This is a genomic window from Corallococcus sp. CA041A (assembly GCF_003612075.1).
In the GTDB taxonomy this organism is placed as follows: domain Bacteria; phylum Myxococcota; class Myxococcia; order Myxococcales; family Myxococcaceae; genus Corallococcus; species Corallococcus exiguus.
This window is the reverse complement of record NZ_RAWF01000002.1, coordinates 45,205-62,428: the sequence shown is the minus strand read 5'-3', so window position 1 is coordinate 62,428 and position 17,224 is coordinate 45,205. Positions and strand designations below refer to the sequence as shown.

The following is a 17,224-nucleotide window of genomic DNA, read 5'->3' as shown; positions in this document are numbered from 1 at the left end:
GTCAATCACTCAGCTCCGGGAGGTCCGGCAGACTGTCCGGGTCCAGCTTCATCAGGGCGCACAGCCGGCTCAGCGTGGGGATGGTGGGGACCATCACCCCTCGCTCGACGCGGGCCAGGACTTCCACGCCCAGTTCCAGATGCTCCGCGACTTCCTCCATGGAGAGCCCCGCCTGCTGCCGCGCTGCCTTCAGCGCGGCGCCAAGCGCTTCGGCCCGCTCTCTCCGACTCTGTGTCATCCCCCGAGCATGGCGCCATCTGGCCCGCACGTCACTTGAATCCCACACGCCCCCCTCGTGGACGGTGGCCCGGCCGGGGGGCGCCTCCCCGGGACGTGAAGTCCCCAACAGCCCGTTTCCCCCAGGCTCCAGGCGGCGCCATGCCCCCCGCCAGGCCTTCCGGAGCGCTGTCTCCGCGACCCTGGCCCGCCCCGGAGGACGGGGCCGGGTGGGGTGGCCGCGCGTCCCGGCCGTGCGCACGCTGCTGCCCAGGAGGGGCCTTGCGCATTGGCGCCGGACAGGGGCTGTGTTACGCCGCCGCACCCTGTCTTCCATCTTGGGGACCCCAATCGAGGAGAAGTGAATGACCCGTCGTCACGTGCGAGTCGTCGGCGCGATGCTCCAGAACGAGATGGGTCGCTACCTCATCACCCAGCGTCCTCCCACCGCGTCGCTGCCCCTCCTGTGGGAGTTCCCGGGCGGCAGGGTGGAGGAGGGGGAGCAGGACACGGTGGCGCTCGCCCGCGAGCTGCTCGAGGAGATGGGGGTCCAGATCCAGGTGCTCGAGCAGGTCATGCACACCCGCCACGAGTACCCGACCTACGACATCGACTTCCGCGTGTTCCGCTGCCGCCTGAGCTACCCGGACGCGGAGATCCACCACCTGCGCGTGCATGACCACCGCTGGGTGGCGCTGGAGGAGATGGGCCAGTACCGCTTCCCCGACGCGGACGCGAAGACCCTGGCCCGGCTGCTGGACCTGGACCACTGACCGTGCGCCCCACCACGCGTCTTGTCGGCGCCGCCGCGGGCCTCCTGCTGTCCGCCGCCTGCTCCAGCTCCCGGCCCACGCCCACGGCCTCCAGCGCGCCGGACGCAGGCATGCCGCAGGTGCCCGCCACGGGGCTCGAGGGCTGTCTGCTCTACACGGATGGCCGCCAGACGGGCGCGGTGCCCCGCGAGGTGCCGGAGCTGTCCGGCCTGGCCGCCAGCCAGCGCCACCCGGGCATCTTCTGGGGACACAACGACTCCAACAACGCCTTCGAGCTGTTCGCCCTGGACGAGACGGGCGCGGTGAAGGCCACGCTGAGCCTCACCGGCGCGGACCCCCGCGACATCGAGGACGTCGCCGTGGGCCCGTGCGCGCCCGGCGGCAAGGACTCCTGCATCTTCCTGGCGGACACCGGCGACAACTTCGAGCGGCGCAAGGAGGTGCGCCTGTTCCGGTTGCCCGAGCCCACGTCCGTCGCCAACGCCACGCTCCCGGTGGAGGCGCTGCCCTTCACCTACGAGGACGGCGCCCATGACGCCGAGTCCCTGATTGTCGACAGCCGCTCCGGCCAGGTGGGGATCCTCACCAAGACGCGCGCGTCCCTGGGCGACCTGTACGCAGTGGAGGGCCTGAAGCCCGGCGCCACGGGCAAGGCGCGCAAGCTGGGCACCCTGCGCGTGCCGGATGACGTGGACCGCCTGTCCACCGCCGCCGCCTTGCACCCCTCCGGCGAGCGCCTGCTGGTGCGCACGTACACCCGCGTGTGGGAGCTGCGCCGCCCGGACGCGAAGCGGCTGGAGGACTTCGTCCAGGCGCAGGTGGTGGAGGTGCCGGGCGCCAGCCAGGCCCAGTCAGAGGCCGTGACGTTCCTCCAGGACGGCCGCGGCTACCTGTTGGGCAGTGAGTTCGCAGGGGAGCCCCTGGTCCGCGTCGACTGCCGCTGATCGGACAGTCGGGCCCGCGTTCGTCATCGTCCTGTCACGCCCTGCGGTTGACGGCTTGGCGGGGGTGACCATCTTTGGCCGGCTAAGGGAACCGTCACACGACATGGTGTCTGTGTGTACGGGGGAGGGGGAGGGCGAGCGTGCCGACGATGAAGCCACAGGACCTGCCGCCGGGGATGGGCCCGCGCGGAAAGAAGAGCGACAAGCCAACACCCACGAAAGGTGGGTTCAAGTTCGGCTCACCACTGGGCTACATCCTCCTGCTCGTGCTGGGGTTCCTGCTGTTCCGGAACGTGTTTCAGGACGCGGGCGTGCGCCGGGTGTCGTACAGCCAACTTCGCGACGCGGTGGAGAACAATCAGTTCAGCCGCGTGCAGATTTCAAACGAGTGGGTGAAGGGCTTCCTCAAGGACAACGCCCAGCCTCCTCCGGGTGAGCGCGGCACGCTGCGCAGCGAGCCCAGCGCCCTGCCGTGGATGGCCTACCGCGTCCCCGGTGACGAGGGCCTGGTGCCCCTGCTTGAGCAGAAGGGCATCCAGTTCGAGGCCGTGCCGCAGTCCAGCTTCAGCGAGGTGCTGTGGATCTGGCTCATCCCGATGGGCCTGCTCATCCTCTTCTGGAGCTTCATGATGCGCCGGATGTCCGGCGGCATGGGCCAGGGCCCGCAGAGCGTCATGTCCTTTGGCAAGACGCGCGCGAAGGTGCAGGCGGAGTCCGACACCGGCGTGGGCTTCAAGGACGTGGCCGGCGTGGACGAGGCCGTGGAGGAGCTCAGCGAAATCGTCGAGTTCCTCAAGACGCCGGAGAAGTTCCGCCGCCTGGGTGGCCGCATCCCCAAGGGCGTGCTGCTCGTGGGCCCTCCTGGCACGGGCAAGACGCTGCTCGCACGGGCCGTGGCGGGTGAGGCGGGCGTGCCCTTCTTCAACCTCTCCGGTTCGGAGTTCGTGGAGATGTTCGTCGGCGTGGGCGCGGCCCGCGTCCGGGACCTCTTCGCCCAGGCCACCGCGAAGGCGCCGTGCATCATCTTCATCGACGAGCTGGACGCCATCGGCAAGAGCCGCAACTCGGGAGTGGCCGGCGGCCATGACGAGCGCGAGCAGACGCTCAATCAGCTGCTCGCGGAGATGGACGGCTTCGACAGCCGCGCGGGCCTCATCATCCTGGCGGCGACGAACCGTCCGGAGATCCTGGACAGCGCGCTGATGCGCCCGGGCCGCTTCGACCGGCAGGTGCTGGTGGATCGCCCGGACAAGCGCGGCCGTGAGCGGGTGTTGGAGATCCACGCCAAGGGCGTGAAGCTGGCCACGGACGTGGACCTCAAGGTGATTGCCTCCCGCACGCCGGGCTTCGCCGGCGCGGACCTGGCCAACGTGGTGAACGAGGCGGCGCTGCTCGCCGCGCGTAAGAACCGCGACGCGGTGATGCGGGCGGACTTCGAGGAGGCCATCGAGCGCGTGGTGGCGGGTCTGGAGAAGAAGAACCGCCGCATGAATGAGCGCGAGAAGGAAATTGTCGCGCACCACGAGGCGGGCCACGCGGTGGTGGGCTGGATGCTGCCGTACGCGGAGCGGGTGACCAAGGTGTCCATCATCCCGCGCGGCCTGGCGGCGCTGGGCTACACCATGTCGCTGCCGCTGGAGGACCGCTACCTCATGTCGCTGGACGAACTGCGCGACAAGATGGCGGGCATGATGGGCGGCCGCGCGGCGGAGGAGATCTTCATCGGCGAGGTGTCCACCGGCGCATCCAACGACATCAAGCAGGCGACGGAGATCGCCAAGATGATGGTCCGCGACTACGGCATGAGCACGCTGGGTCCGGTGGCGCTGAGCGGTGAGCAGGGGCCGGGCTTCTTGCGGTCCGCGGGCCTGCCGGAGTCGCGCAGCTACTCCGAGCAGACGGCGCGGATGATCGACGAGGAGGTCCGCAAGATGGTCTCCGAGGCGTTGGACCGCGCCCGGGACGTGCTCAACACGAACCGCGAGAAGGTGGAGGCGCTGGCGGCGCGGCTCCTGGCGACGGAGGTCATCGAGGAGGAGGCGATGATCCTCATCCTGGGGCCCAAGGTGCAGGCGCAGCGCGGCCTGCTCCACCCGGAAGCGCGCTCGGTCATCTCCGCCCACCCCGTGGGGGGCACGGAGTCCGAGCCGCCGGTGCCGCCCACGCAGCACGCCGCGGGCAAGCTCGACTCGTAGCGTGTGCCTGCCTGCCCTCCGGGCAGCCCTTCGCCCACCGGATCCACCGCCAGCCTGCGGTGACCGGTGGGCGAAATTACTTTCCAACGACAAGGAGGCGTCGCCGTGGAGAACCGGATCGGAAAGAGCTACGTCGCGCGGAAAGCGTTGTTCGCCAAGGGCCTGAAGGACGGCCGGCTCACGGTGCAGGAGATAGAGGAGGCGCTGCCCGCGGGGACTCTGACGGCCGCCGAGCGGTGGCTCCTCTACTACTCCCTTCGCGCCGCGCAGGTGGAGATCATCGACGAGGTGACCGGGCAGGTGGATCACGGCTTCATGGCGGAAGCGCCGCCAGCGGCCCCGTCCAACCACTAGGCGCGTTGACAGGACCGTCCTCGCGGTTAGGTTCGCGCCGCTCATCGAGGTTCGTTTCTTCCAACCCCTGGCGCAGGTTCGACAATGGACGGCAATCCCCGCAGCGACGAGACCCCGGAGACGCAGGCCCCCTCCGACACCCAGGTGGAGGCGGCTGGCTCCGACACGCAGGCCGAGGCCGCCCAGGATGGCGAGGTGGCGCGGCTCCAGGCGGAGCTGGAGGCGGCGCGCCGCCGGGTGAACGAGCTGGCCCGGGGGCTCCAGGACCTCACCAAGGACCGCGAGGAGTTCAAGCAGCGCATCACCCGCGAGCGGGAGCGCATGCTGGACGTGGAGCGCGGCAACGTGGCCCACACGCTGCTGGAGGCCATTGACGAGCTGGACCTGGTGCTCAACTCCAGCCAGCAGGACACGTCCCCCGTGGTGCAGGGCGTGCGGATGATCCGCGACAGCCTGCTGTCCAAGGCCCAGGCCACCGGCATCGAGCGCATCCAGGTGGTGGGGCGCCCCTATGATCCGAACGTCGCCGAGGCGGCGGACATGGAAGTGACGCCCATCCCCGCGGACGACCAGAAGGTGGTCGCCGAGTTCCGCGCGGGCTACCGCCTGAAGGACCGCATCATCCGCCCCGCCCGGGTGAAGGTGGCCCGGTACGTGGCCCCAGCCCAGGCTTGAAAGTCCAGGCCTGAAGTTCCTAGGGCCCGCGACCCCACGGGTGTCGCGGGCCGGGAAGGGTGGCGGCCACCGGACTGTTGGGCCCTGACGCCATGGCCCGCCGTGTAAGCTGCCACCCCGTGTCCGTCCGACTGTTCAGCGTCCTTTTCGCGGTGGCGCTCGCCCCGGTGGCTGGCGCCGCCGAGGATCCGCTCAAGCCCTGGCTCCAGGCCCGGGTGCGCGAGCATCTGGCCTACTTCGCTTCCCCTTCGCCCGCGACCGTGGACGCCCCGGCTACCGCGGGCGTGTCCTCGCTGTGGCGCGAGCGCCCCGCGGGCTACGCGGGCCTGCCCCACTTCACGCCTCCCACGTCGCTGGCGCCGCTGATCCGCGCGGTGGAGGCGGGCGTGGTGAACATCACCACGGTGGGGCCCGGCGCGGTGGTGGGCGCGGTGAAGCGCTCCACCGGCTCCGGCTTCGTGCTGACGCCCGACGGGCTCGTCGTCACCAACAACCACGTGGTCGCCAACGCGCAGGGCCCGGCGGTGAACCCCACCGGCTCCGGCGTCACGCCGGGCAAGGACGGCCCTCGCGAGGTGCCGGTGCAGCAGGTGTCCGTGCGGTTGGCGGACGGCCGCGAGTTCCCCGCGGACGTGGTGGGCCGGGACGCGTCCACGGACGTGGCGCTCCTGCGGCTGAACGGCGCCGGGCTGGGGACGCTGCCCGCCGTGTTCCTGGGCGACTCCGACGCGCTGGAGGTGGGGGACTGGGTGGTGGCCATCGGCAACCCGTTCGGCCTGGACCACTCGGTGGCGCACGGCATGATTTCGGCCAAGGAGCGCGTGCTGGGCGTAGGCCAGTTCGACGACTTCATCCAGACGGACGCGCTGATCAACCCCGGCAACTCCGGCGGCCCGCTCTTCAACATGAAGGGCGAGGTGATTGGCGTGAACACCGCCATCATCAGCGAAGGGCAGGGCATCGGCTTCGCGGTGCCCATCAACCTGGTGAAGGACCTGCTGCCCAACCTGCGGGAGAACGGGAAGCTGGAGCGCGGCTGGCTGGGCGTCGTCATCAACGAGGACGGCGCGGACCCCACCGCCACGGCGCCGGTGGTGAAGGACGTCTACCGGGGCAGCCCCGCCGCCCAGGCGCACATCCGCCCCGGGGATCGGCTGGTGGCGGTGAACGGCCGGCCCATTGGCAGCTACCTCCAGCTCCTGCGCAAGGTGGCGCTGCTGGCCCCGGGCACGGAGGCGAAGCTGACGCTGCTTCGTGACGGGGGCACCCAGGAGGTGGCGGTGCGGCTCGTCGCCCGGCCCGCGCAGGAGGCCACGGAAGGGCTCTCCAACCGGGGCGGCAGCAGCGCGAACGACCTGGGGCTGGTGCTGCGGGATTTGACGCCGGAGGTGGCCGCGCCCCTGGGCTACGAGGCCTTCCTGGGCGCGCTCGTGTCCGGCGTGGTGCCGCGCAGCCCGGCGGAGCAGGCCGGACTGCGCGCGGGCGACGTCGTCATGGAGGTGAACCGCCGCCGCGTGAAGGATGCCTCCGGCGTGAAGGCCGCCCTGGAGCGGGGCAGCGCCGGGGCCAGCATCCTCCTGCGCGTCCAGCGGGGCGACGCGCTCCAGTACATCGCCATCGCCCGCTGATCAGGCTCCGACGCCGGCCGCGCTACTTGCCGCCCGCGTCCTTGCCGTTGAGCCACAGCCCCAGCTGGTTGCCGGTGCGGCCCTCGGTGACGAGGACGGCCTCGATGCGGGCGTTGACGCCGTAGTTCTTCCCGCCGCCCTTCTTGGGCAGCGTCCACACCGACTGCGGGGTGAAGACGACCTGCGCGCGCACGCCCCGCGCCGTGAACATGCGGTTGAAGGTGCCGCCGTTCCACATGTCCGGCGCCGTGCCGCTCACCGTGAGGTAGTTCATCACCGGGTTGCCCTGCGCGTCCGTCTTCTTCGGAGCGCCGTGGCACAGGCCGTACTTCCCGCCCGAGAAGAAGGGCGTGATGTTGATGGTGAACTCGTTGGTGCCGGGGTTGAAGTCACCGGGGGACAGCATGCCCGCGTCGTCCTCGGTGACGATCATGTACAGGCGCTTGCCCGTGTACTTCTTGCGGAAGGCCTCCGCCTGCTGCTTGCACTGCGGATCCACGAGCGCCCCGTCACACTCGCCCACGTACTTCTCCAGGAAGGCCCCCAGCCCGCCCAGGGGCTCGGACTCGTCACGCAGCTTCGCGAAGCGCGAGTCGACGTCGGCCAGGGCGAGCGTGGGCACAAGGAGGGCGAAGGCGGCGGCCAGGATGCGATTCACGGCGGGAAACTCCGGAAAAAGGGGGGAAGGACAGCCCGGGGATGGTGCCACTCCCGCCACGCCGGGGGCAGCGCTTTCCCGTGAAACGGGACGTGGTGCGTCATGGTGAGTCAGGGTGCTCCAGGGTGGATGTAGGTGATTATTTGCCTACATCTGGCTACCGTGTAGTTTGCCCCTGTCCCCACCTGTTTCGGAGCCCTCCCCGAATGATCACGCAGCCCCAGGAACGCCGCTCCAATCTTCGCTTCGACAAGATTTTTACCGTGTACTTGTCCACCCAGGACGGAATGATGCGGGGCATCGGCCGCAACATCAGCGCGCGGGGCATGTTCATCGAGGTGCGCGACTCGCTGGGGCTGGGCGAGAAGCTGAAGGTGACGTTCGCGGGCGAGGACGGCACGGAGATGACGTGCCTGTGCGAGGTCCGCTACCAGGTGGCGCTGGCCTTTGGCCGCAAGGACGGGCGTCCCGGCAACAGCCGCGGGGTGGGGCTGCGCATCGTGGCCTACGAGACCATGGACGACGCGCCGCTGCTCCTGGTGGACCGCGAGCGGGTGATGCACTGAAACACCACGGGGCACGGCCCTTCCCGGCTGAAGCGGGAAGACACCGTGCCCCGGGGGGCAAACGCAGGGCGCTGGCTTGAGGCCGGTTACTGCGAGAAGCCTTCCAGCAGGTAGTGGGCCTCGATGCGCTTGAGCGCCAGGATCATGGCGGCGCAGCGGCTGTCCACGGCCTTCCCGATGCAGTACGGGCGGCTGTCGTGCATCTCCGTCTTGCGCGGCTGGTTGCGCGAGATGTCCCGGATGATGCGGTAGTTGCGCTTCATGGCGCGCTCGAGGCGCTGATCGACTTCCGCCTCGCTCCAGCGCTCCATGCGCTTGTTCTGGATCCACTCGTAGTAGGACACCGTCACGCCGCCGGCGTTGGCGATGATGTCCGGGATGAGCTCGATGCCGCGCTTCTGCAGGACGCGGTCGGCCTCCGGGGTGGTGGGGCCGTTGGCGCCCTCCGCGATGAGCTTGACCTTGAGGCGCTCCGCGACGTCCGCGGTGATCTCGCCACCGAGGGCGGCGGGGACGAGGATGTCCGCCTGCACGTCCCAGAGGTCCTTCTTCTCGATGCGCTGGGCGCCGGGGAAGCCCACGACGGAGCGCTTGAGGTTCTTGGGGTCCGCCACATAGGCGGCCAGCGCGTTCACGTCGATGCCGTCGCCGTTGAAGATGGAGCCGTCAGCGTCGTTCACCGCGAGCAGGCGCGCGCCCATGTTCCCCAGGATCATGGCGGCGTGGCTGCCCACGTTGCCAAAGCCCTGGATGACGAAGGTCTTGCCCTTCACGCTCTCGCCGCGGTCGGCGTAGTAGTCCTCGATGCAGAACGCGACGCCCTGGCCGGTGGCCTTGCCGCGGCCTTCCGAACCACCGATGCGCACGTCCTTGCCGGTGACGATGCCGCGCAGGTTGTGGCGCTCGCGCTCACCGTCGGAGAACTGGCGGTAGAGCAGCGCCATGATCTCCGGGTTGGTGCCCACGTCCGGCGCCGGGATGTCGATGTTCGGCCCGATGAGGCTCTTGAGCCGGTACATGAAGCGCAGGGTGATGGCCTCGATCTCCTCGCGGCCGTACTCGCGCGGATCCAGCTGGATGCCGCCCTTGCCGCCGCCGAACGGGACCTCCGCGATGGCGGTCTTCCAGGTCATCTCCGCAGCGAGCGCCTTGAAGAGATCCAGGGACACCTCGCGGTGGTAGCGCAGGCCGCCCTTGTAGGGGCCACGGGCCTGGTTGTGCTGGACGCGGTAGGCCTTGAAGCGCTGCGACTCACCGGGGACCAGCTGGTACACCAGACCGTCCGGCAGGCGCAGGTGGCCGTGGCGGATGGCGACGTCGGAGCCCAGCAGGGCGCGGCCGTTCAGGATGAGGTTGCCGTTGGCCAGGCGCTCCAGGCCTTCGGGGTTGCGCACCTGGGTGACGGACAGGTCGGCGAAGGACTTCGCCGCCTCGGCGGACAGCGGCACGAGCCGGTCCTTGAGCTTCGCGGTGACGTAGAAGATGTGCTCGTAGTCGGGCTCTTCGAGCTCCAGACGCACCCGCTTGTCCAGGCCGATGAGATCCGCCGCGTAATTGAAGATCTCCATCGCCTCCGTGTAGATGGTGCGCTTGGGCGTAGGGGCCGGGGCGCGCATGAAAGTCTCTTCGCTGGCCATGATGGAACGTGCTCCTTGAGGGCCCACCCGGATGGGGGCCACTGGGGAAAGCGGCGCCCTTATGAGCACAGCCGCCACGGGGATTCAACCAGTCTGGCGGCAGGCCATTTCTCCAAATTATGGAGAAAAGTCGCGGGCTTAGCCGACGCGGTGTGTCACCCCAACAGATGCACCGTGTCATCAATGTCAGGGCTTCTGGGGGATAGAAGCGGGCGTGGGGACGGGGGCTCGAAAATCCCCGGAGAAACTCCTTGCCGGGTCCGGATGCGGATGGTACTTACGCGCCGCTTTCGGTGCGCCGACATAGCTCAGTTGGTAGAGCAACTGATTCGTAATCAGTAGGTCTCCGGTTCAAATCCGGATGTCGGCTCCAAGAAGAGAAAGGCCGGTTGCCCCTGTGGCAGCCGGCCTTTTTCGTTTTCGCGCTCCGGAGATTCGCATGCGGCTGCCGTGGCTGGTGTTGTGCCTGTGGTGGGCGCTGGTCGGGTGCGGCGGCGGGACGCGGGTCGTCCGGCTCGACACGGGGCGCGGTTCACCGGTTGTCCATGTTCCTCGTGCGGAAGGAGTGGGCCGGCCGGTCGCGCTTGGTGGTGAGGCTCTGAAGGAGGCGGTGGCTCGGCTGGCTCCGGGGCTTCGGTTGTCGCCTCGGGCTCAGGACGCGGCTCGACGCCTCTTCGAGGTGGAGTCCCGGAGCGGTTCGTACCTGGTGGATGTGCAGCGCCGTCGCATTACGCCACTCGGGCCCGGGGAGTCACTGGACGCGGAACTGTCGCAGCCGGATGTGGAGCTGACTCGCGCGTACTTGCGTTGGTGTGGCCGGACCGGGCGGACGGGTGACTGTCTGGGGCTACTGAAGGAGAGCCCGGTCGTCACGGAGGATGCTCGCTTCGCCCTGGCGCTCGCGCTGGCGAAGGGGGCGGTGCTGGACGAGCTGTGGGACGCCGTGAAGGACATGGCGAATCCCGAGGCGCTGGTGCAGGCGGCGTTCTGGACGGCGGCCACGTATGCGTTGCTCTGGACCGTGCCTGAGCCCGCGACGAAGGGCGTGGCGGCGGTTCTTACGGCAGCGCTCATTGGCTACGTGGGCATCGATACGTTCTGGGCACTCATCCAGGGCTTCCGGCACCTGATGGCCGAGGCGGACGCGGCGCTGACGTTCGATGAGCTGCGCGGGGCGGGGGAGCGGTTCGGCAAGGTGATGGGCCGGCAGGCGGCGCGGGCGTTCGTGATGCTGGCGACGGCTGCGATTGGGAGTACAGGCGCGACCTTGAGCGCGAAGCTTCCGGGCTTGCCAGGAGCGGCTGGGGCCGCTGTCCGGACCGAGGCGGAAGCCGGTGTGGTCTACGCGGCCGTGGGGCAGGTCGAGACGGTCGCCATCGCCGCGGACGGCTTCACGTTCGGCCTCGCGCCTGGTGCAGTGGCGATGTCCGCGCGCGGCACGGGATCAAGCACTGGGGCGTCGGGTGTGAAGGCATGGAAGTCCTTCAGTGGTTTCAAGCATGCGATGGGCCCCGCGGGGCCTGGCATGCAGTGGCACCACATCGTCGAGCAGACGCCCGGGAACGTGAAGCGTTTTGGGCCCGAGCCCATACACAATACGGAGAATGTCATTGCCGTTGACGTGAGAGTCCACGAGCGGCTCAGCGCGTATTACTCTTCCAAGCAGCCTTTTGCTGGACGAGTGACCGTTCGTGAATGGCTTCGTGGGCAGTCCTATGCGCAACAGCGGGAGTTTGGCCTCCAGATGCTCAGGAAATATGGAGCGATTCCATGAAGGCAGATGCTTGGAAGAAACTCTCCACTGAGGCGTTGGTGGAGAAGTATCGAGAGGCCTCCGCGAAACACGGACACCTCCTGGATGCGCTGAAGACGCGGGCCGCGAACAAGGAGTATGACCGAGTCATTGCCATCGATGCGGAGCTGAAGGGGCGCGGTGAGAAAGCGCAGGGGGGAATCCTGACGCTGCTGGGCGACGCAGAGCCGGGGACACGGTTCTGGGCAGCGACGTCCGCGCTGAGGTTCTCCTCTGCGGAGGCGGAGCGAGTCCTTGCAGAACTCGCGAGGCCCCCGCTGAGCCAGATTGGCCTCAGTGCGGCAATGCTACTGGATGCGTGGAAAGACGGAACCTACACGCCCAGGTGATGGCTTGAGAACATCGAGGCTGGGATGTGGCGATGATACTTGCGTCTCTCGTTGGCGGTCTCACGCGGTGAACGCACCACTCGGGTGCTCAACATGGCACCCTGCTCGACGGGAGGCGCTGGGTGCGAGGCCGAGGGAAAACAGCAAGACTGACGGGTGAGGACCGGCTGGAGATCCGGCGGCGTGTCATCGCTGGCGAGACCTTCGTGCCGTCAGGCGCTTGCCGCGGCGGACCTCGGCGCCGCGGACGGCGTGAGGAGCACACGGTCCGGCACGTGGAGGCAGAAGCACGTGCGCCCCTCCTTCCGCTCCAGGCTGATGCGCCACTCCAGGCTGCTCACCAGCCGTTGGGTGATGGCCAGCCCCAACCCGGATCCGCCCTCCTTGGTCGTCACCCACGGGTTCCAGATGCTGTCGCGCAGCGCCTCGGGGACTCCGGGCCCGGAGTCCCAGCACTCCACCCGGACGCCCCCCTCCGCCAGTGAGGCGCTCACGCCGAGACGTCCCCCGGACTCCACCGCCTGCGCTCCGTTGCGCAGCAGGTTGGCGAAGACCTGAAGCACCATGTCCGGATCCGCCAGCACCACCAGGTCCTCCGGCACCTCCACGGAGACGGAGAGCCGCTTCTCCTCCACGGGCTCGCGGATCAGCTCCAGCGCGCGCTTGAGCGGACCCACCAGCGCCACTGGCGCGAGCTGAGGCGCGGGAGACTTCAGCTTGCGCAGCGTAGCGAGCATCCGCTCCAACCGCGCCACCTCCTCGCTGCCAATCTCCACGTCCTGCGGCTCCAACGTGTGGCCTTTGCCGCTGCGCCTGAGCAGGTAGCGGAAGAAGTTCAGCGGGTAGGCGATTTCGTGCGACAGCTCTGCGCCCAGCAGCCCGAGCGTGAACCGCTTCTCGTCGCGCGTGGCCTCCACGTCACTGCGCCGCAGGGCCTCCAGTTCCTTCAGCGCCTCGGCGTGGTGCAGGGACACCGCGCCCAGGCTCGCGATGGTGGCCAGCAGCGTGAGGTCCTCGCTGGTGTAGAGGGCGGCCTGGTGCTTGGGGGGCAACAGCAGCACTCCGCGCAGCCGCCCCAGGGAACGCATGGGCACCACGAGCAGGCGCTGCCACGGCGTCTCCAGCGTCCACACGTGCTGGCCTGTGTTGAGCCGCTCCCGCGCGTCCTCGGGGAGGTTGGGGACCGCCGTCAGCTCTCGCGCCTCCAGCACGCGCACGGGGCCGCTGGTGGGCAGCCATCGGGACACGACCGCCTCCACGGCCTGACGGATGGCGGGCATCTCGTGGAGGCTGGAGAGCTGGTCGCTGAGCTGTTCGATGCTGGGGCGGAATTGCGACGCGGCTGGGAAGAACAGCCACAGCGTCAGGCGGTTGCAGGCCATGAGCCCGCCCACCAGCACGGGGACGGAGAGCAGCGTGGGGAGCCACGTCTCCACGCCCTCGCGCACCAGCAGCCGCAGGGCGAGCCAGGTCAGGAGCGCGCCGCCCAGCGAAGCCAGGACGATGGGCCCCGCGAGCAGTCGCCGCGACAGCACCACGTCCGTCTCCAGGATGTTGTGGCGCACCAGCGCGAAGCCGATGGACAGCGGCAGCAGCGGGATGACGAAGGGAACGAACAGGTGCACCACGCCGCTGCCGGACGCGAGCGCCACGAAGAAGCCCACGGCCAGCGTCGCGGGCGCGGCGGCCAGTCCCCACGCGGCGGACAGCAACTCGGCCCGCTCCCGCCCGCTGCCCCGGCCCAGGCGCAGCACGATGGACAGCAGCAGTACGGCCATGCTGGCCGGGACGCCCTGTCCCACCACCTGGCGCGTGGTGGACGCGTCATGCCCCAGCCATGGCGCGACTACCATCCACGCCGCGGCGCCCACGCCCCAGGCCGTCACCGCCAGCAGCACCGTGCGCAGCAGCGCGCGCCCACGCTTCGGGGGCTCGGGGAAGGCATAGGCCAGCCACAGGAAACCCAGGTCGAAGCCCACGCCGCCCAGGGAGAAGGCCGCCGGGAGCCCCGCCGTCGTGTGGTAGTCGTAGAAGCTCAGGAAGAGCAGGTACGCGCCCACCGTCCACGCGGCGTAGGCGCGTGCGCCCGGGCGGTGTCCCGCCATCACCAGCACCACGCCTCCCGTCCAGAGGAGGAAGAGCGCCACCACGGCGTAGAAGCCGAAGAAGAAGCCCACCTCGTTGGTGCCCAGCGCCAGCAGGGGGCGCCGCACCTCGCGCGGGCCTTCGGACGTGGAGAAGGTGAGCCGTGCTTCCGTGGCCCCGTCTCGCGCCAGCGCGGCGATGCGCGCGGCGGCGGCCTGGGACGGGAAGGGGAGCTCGCGCGGCAATGCCTGTCCTTCGATGGCGACGAGCCGGTCGGGATACTTGAGCGGGAGCCCCTCCTGCGCCCAGGCCGGCATGGAGACGTTGGAGAAGTCCGCGTACGGATCCACGAAGAGCCCGGGGAAGGGCGCTCCGAAACCGCGCCAGGCGTTCACCGCGGCCGCGGCGGCCACTGCCAGCAGCAGGGCCACCGCGGTCACGGCGAGCCACGTCACGGACCTGGATTGGCGCCAGGGGACGTTGCCGGAGGAGGGCATTCGCGCAAGCCTATCCCACCTCGACCCGTGGCTTGCGCGTGGTCAGGATGGCGCGGAGGAGGATTCCAATGGGCGTCCCGGGCCGCCATACCGGGTCGAACGCACTGCCTCCTCCGAATATGAACCGCTGGAGCCAGCGTCCTCCCTTGCGTCCCAGCTCCGCCCGCAGCGCATCGAGCCACGACAGGAGCTCCCCCGCGTCCGCGGGGAATGCGGGGGTGACCAGCTCGTCGCGGAGCGTCTCGAGCGCATGCTCCAGCCGGAGCGCCAGGGCGCCGTGGTCGCGATTCCCCTCGGGATCCAGCAGGGTGTCGTCCCCATCCCAGAGCGCCATCAGGTGGCGCGCCAGCCACATCAGGGACTCCCTCCACCGGGAGGAGGACAGCAGCCTGCGCGCCATCACTCCGCGCACCCGGAGGTAGCCCGAAAGCAGGCGCTGACCCTCGGCGTCCAGGTCGTCTCCCGGTGTCACCGCATGGACCTGGACCCAGTTGTACCAGGCCAGTGCGCGAATGATGGCCGGCTCGGACTCCGCCACGCCGCGCGCGGGGAGCCGGCTCGGGCAAGAGCGGGTGAGCAGCAGGGCGAAGCAGACGGGGTCCGCCGCCGCGAGCATGGCCGCGAGGGCGTTGACCCTGCCTGCGCCGAGCTTGGGGTTGTGGCCCTCCCGGTCCCACGCGTTGAAGTGCTCGTGCGCGGTGCCGGGGCCGTCATCCACGAGAGGAGGAACATCCGCGGTCCGCTGAAGGATTTCCCGCAGCTCGTGCACGTGCAGGTGTGGCGCCTGGCGCAGCACGACGGCGGTGGCGGCGGTGGCCAGCGCGGAGGCCACGCTGGAGTCATCCACGAGTCTCTCTTCGATGCTCGTCACCCGGTACATCTCACCCGGAGCGCTGAATGCGACCGCGGGGCCGAACCGGTTGATGGGGGCGCAGAACGTCTCGTTGTACCGGCGGTACCACCGGCCCGCGGTATCCGTGGAGGAGACCGCGAGCACCTGCGGCTGGCTGGCCAGCTCGTCGGCGCCCAGGGCATATGAGACGGGTCCGTCCCGGCAGTGGTTCTTGGTCGAGTCGCCCACGGCACAGAGGATGGGGACACCCCTTCCCCCGCGCCCCACCCGCTGCGCCTCGCGGAGCACGGCCCGGAGATGGCGCGGGGTGCCCCACAGTGCGTCGCCCATTGGAATGAGGACGAGGTCCGCCTTCCACGCCTGGATGGCGTGCGCCAGGATGAGCGCGAGATCCGTGGGCGCGAGCCACGAGCTGTGCACATCTGCTTCGGTGGGAACGAGGCGGAACAGCCCCAGCTGGACGGTGGGGCCCAGGGCTTCCTGAAGCGTGGCCGCCATGCGAGTGCCATGGCCCACCTCGGTGGGGCCCCTGTACCTGGACGGCGGGCGCGGCAGCCCATGGAAGACCGGAGGCTCGAAGCCCTCCGGGAGCTCATCGGGGAGTCCCGAGAAAGACTCATCGATGATGGCGATGCGGGGCGTGGGGTGCTCCGGTCCGAGGAGGGCATTCGCCTGCGTCAGCCCGATGAGGTCGAGCGCGGATACGAGCAGTGACTCCTCGTGGGCGACGACCTGGGGCTCGGGGATCTCGCCGTGCTTGGGTATTCCTCCCGCGCCCTGCCACAGGTCGAGCAGGGGGAGTTCGGTGCACACCTCGTCATCGATGCCGACGAAGCCATCCACCCTGTCCTCGGTGGAGACCATCAGGCCTCCCCGGCGGGCGCACAGGACGGGCTGCGCGGTGACGAGCTGGGGGCCGGGTGGAGGAACCTCATGCTTCCCCATGAGGTAGAGCTGGAGGTCTCCGATGACGGCCCGCGGGGTGTGACCGTCGAGCCCCGGGCCAGACCAGACGACGAGCGTCTTGTCGCCATACATGGCCATCAGCTCTTCATCGAGCTCTTCGTCCAGAATGACCCTTCGCGCGTATCCGAGGTGCTTCAGGCCCATAGCGCCCCCTCCGCGACGACGGCGAGCCGCCGCCCGAGCTCTTCATTCCTGTCGGCATCGCCCTCGGGGCGGATCCCGTGCGCGAGCCTGGCGAAGCTCCCCAGCCACAAGGCCAGTCGCTCCAGCCGGGCCTCCCTCGCAAGCGTGATCGCGGAGTCAAGCAGCGCCGGCATGGCCCGGACGAGGCTCCCGGAGGGAAGGCCCAACACCGACGGGACGCTCACCCCGCGCGTCCGCTCGTCCTCGGCGCAGTCCAGCGCGTCGTCCATGCACTGCAAGGCGAAGCAGAACAGGTCGTAGCTGCGCTCCAGCAGTTCGGCCCGCCGCGCCTGTCCGGTCTGCCGCAGCAGGCACCTCGCCGCCGTTCCTCCCCAGCGCAGCTTCTCTCGCGTCTGGATGGCGTACGTGCGCGGGTCCAGCTCACGCCGCGCCATCGTCCGCAGCTCCAGCGCGGTGCCGCGACGGAGCGAGGTGAGGGCCCGCGCGAGGGCCTCGCGCGCCACCCGTCGGTCGCCCGTGGCCGCCGTCAGCTCGCGCTCCCACTGACGCAGGAAGATGCCGCGAAACAGCAGCAGCCCCATGTCGGGAGCGACCTGACAATCCACGAGCCGGTCAGCGATGAGCCCATGAATAGCTGCGCAGTGGTGCGCGGCGCGGTAGTGCGCGAGCGCGGCGTCGGAGACGAGGCGGGTGCCGGGGTGCTCCGGATCCTCCGCCACATACCCGGGGAGATCGCGGTTGATGTCGAGCACCCAGAACTCCTCCCAGGCGCCGGTGGGCTCCTGGGTGATGCCCAGACGGTGGGGCAGGGTTTGTCCGTAGTCCTGGAGCGGAGTCGGAAGGCGGCGGAGGACTTCCTGGAAGGTCGCGTCCATGCTCATGGCGGCCCCC

15 protein-coding genes and 1 tRNA gene are annotated in these 17,224 nt (G+C 69.5%); 10 read left to right on the top strand and 6 right to left on the bottom strand.

Annotated features, from left to right (window positions below; translation table 11 throughout):
* Nucleotide 1: 1 nt before the first annotated feature.
* Nucleotides 2-238 (bottom strand): helix-turn-helix domain-containing protein, encoded by a 237-nt coding sequence (locus tag D7V77_RS00710; protein WP_043321491.1) that lies wholly within the window; start codon nt 236-238, stop codon nt 2-4.
* Between the two features lie 343 nt (nt 239-581).
* Between D7V77_RS00710 and D7V77_RS00705 the strand changes: the two genes are divergently transcribed.
* From D7V77_RS00705 to D7V77_RS00680, 6 genes are all read left to right on the top strand, one after another.
* Nucleotides 582-989 (top strand): (deoxy)nucleoside triphosphate pyrophosphohydrolase, encoded by a 408-nt coding sequence (locus tag D7V77_RS00705; RefSeq protein ID WP_120574332.1) that lies wholly within the window; start codon nt 582-584, stop codon nt 987-989.
* 110 nt (nt 990-1,099) lie between these two features.
* Nucleotides 1,100-1,933, top strand: coding sequence for a hypothetical protein (locus tag D7V77_RS00700; protein WP_233596552.1), 834 nt, complete (start codon nt 1,100-1,102; stop codon nt 1,931-1,933).
* Nucleotides 1,934-2,109: 176 nt separating this feature from the next.
* A complete protein-coding gene (gene ftsH, locus D7V77_RS00695) occupies nt 2,110-4,128 on the top strand; it encodes an ATP-dependent zinc metalloprotease FtsH (protein ID WP_120574330.1) in 2,019 nt (672 codons plus the stop codon).
* A 105-nt stretch (nt 4,129-4,233) separates the two neighbouring features.
* Nucleotides 4,234-4,482 carry an RNA polymerase sigma factor region1.1 domain-containing protein gene (locus D7V77_RS00690; protein ID WP_120574329.1) on the top strand — a complete coding sequence of 83 codons (249 nt, stop codon included), beginning with the start codon at nt 4,234-4,236 and terminating at the stop codon, nt 4,480-4,482.
* Between the two features lie 84 nt (nt 4,483-4,566).
* Nucleotides 4,567-5,157: a nucleotide exchange factor GrpE gene (locus tag D7V77_RS00685; RefSeq protein WP_120574328.1), complete on the top strand. Its 591-nt coding sequence runs from the start codon at nt 4,567-4,569 to the stop codon at nt 5,155-5,157.
* 92 nt (nt 5,158-5,249) lie between these two features.
* Nucleotides 5,250-6,785, top strand: coding sequence for a trypsin-like peptidase domain-containing protein (locus tag D7V77_RS00680; RefSeq protein WP_199733714.1), 1,536 nt, complete (start codon nt 5,250-5,252; stop codon nt 6,783-6,785).
* Nucleotides 6,786-6,807: 22 nt separating this feature from the next.
* On the opposite strand, the gene D7V77_RS00675 is transcribed toward D7V77_RS00680, so the two are convergent.
* A complete protein-coding gene (locus D7V77_RS00675) occupies nt 6,808-7,443 on the bottom strand; it encodes a DUF6066 family protein (RefSeq protein ID WP_120574326.1) in 636 nt (211 codons plus the stop codon).
* Nucleotides 7,444-7,649: 206 nt separating this feature from the next.
* Here D7V77_RS00675 and D7V77_RS00670 point away from each other — a divergent pair, with 206 nt between their 5' ends.
* Entirely contained in the window at nt 7,650-8,009 is a 360-nt protein-coding gene (locus tag D7V77_RS00670) for a PilZ domain-containing protein (protein WP_120574325.1), read from the top strand.
* An 86-nt stretch (nt 8,010-8,095) separates the two neighbouring features.
* On the opposite strand, the gene D7V77_RS00665 is transcribed toward D7V77_RS00670, so the two are convergent.
* Nucleotides 8,096-9,646 (bottom strand): Glu/Leu/Phe/Val dehydrogenase, encoded by a 1,551-nt coding sequence (locus D7V77_RS00665; RefSeq protein WP_120574324.1) that lies wholly within the window; start codon nt 9,644-9,646, stop codon nt 8,096-8,098.
* Nucleotides 9,647-9,943: 297 nt separating this feature from the next.
* Here D7V77_RS00665 and D7V77_RS00660 point away from each other — a divergent pair.
* The 3 genes from D7V77_RS00660 (at nt 9,944) to D7V77_RS00650 (ending at nt 11,788) form a co-directional block, all read left to right on the top strand.
* Nucleotides 9,944-10,019 (top strand) — tRNA-Thr (locus tag D7V77_RS00660).
* 66 nt (nt 10,020-10,085) lie between these two features.
* A complete protein-coding gene (locus D7V77_RS00655; RefSeq protein ID WP_120574323.1) occupies nt 10,086-11,420 on the top strand; it encodes a hypothetical protein in 1,335 nt (444 codons plus the stop codon).
* Complete coding sequence (locus D7V77_RS00650; protein WP_158624247.1) at nt 11,417-11,788, top strand: DUF2019 domain-containing protein; 372 nt, start codon at nt 11,417-11,419, stop codon at nt 11,786-11,788. The genes D7V77_RS00655 and D7V77_RS00650 overlap by 4 nt, the downstream gene beginning before the upstream one ends.
* Before the next feature lie 212 nt (nt 11,789-12,000).
* Here D7V77_RS00650 and D7V77_RS00645 read toward each other — a convergent pair whose 3' ends face one another.
* Genes D7V77_RS00645 through D7V77_RS00635 form a run of 3 tightly spaced genes read right to left on the bottom strand, consistent with a single transcriptional unit; the run spans nt 12,001 to nt 17,214 of the window.
* Nucleotides 12,001-14,370, bottom strand: a complete 2,370-nt coding sequence (locus D7V77_RS00645) for a PAS domain-containing sensor histidine kinase (protein WP_120574321.1) — start codon at nt 14,368-14,370, stop codon at nt 12,001-12,003.
* 10 nt (nt 14,371-14,380) lie between these two features.
* Nucleotides 14,381-16,333: a S8 family serine peptidase gene (locus D7V77_RS00640; protein ID WP_120574320.1), complete on the bottom strand. Its 1,953-nt coding sequence runs from the start codon at nt 16,331-16,333 to the stop codon at nt 14,381-14,383.
* Nucleotides 16,324-17,214 carry a hypothetical protein gene (locus D7V77_RS00635; protein WP_120574319.1) on the bottom strand — a complete coding sequence of 297 codons (891 nt, stop codon included), beginning with the start codon at nt 17,212-17,214 and terminating at the stop codon, nt 16,324-16,326. Before D7V77_RS00635 ends, D7V77_RS00640 begins: the two co-directional genes overlap by 10 nt.
* Nucleotides 17,215-17,224 lie beyond the last annotated feature (10 nt).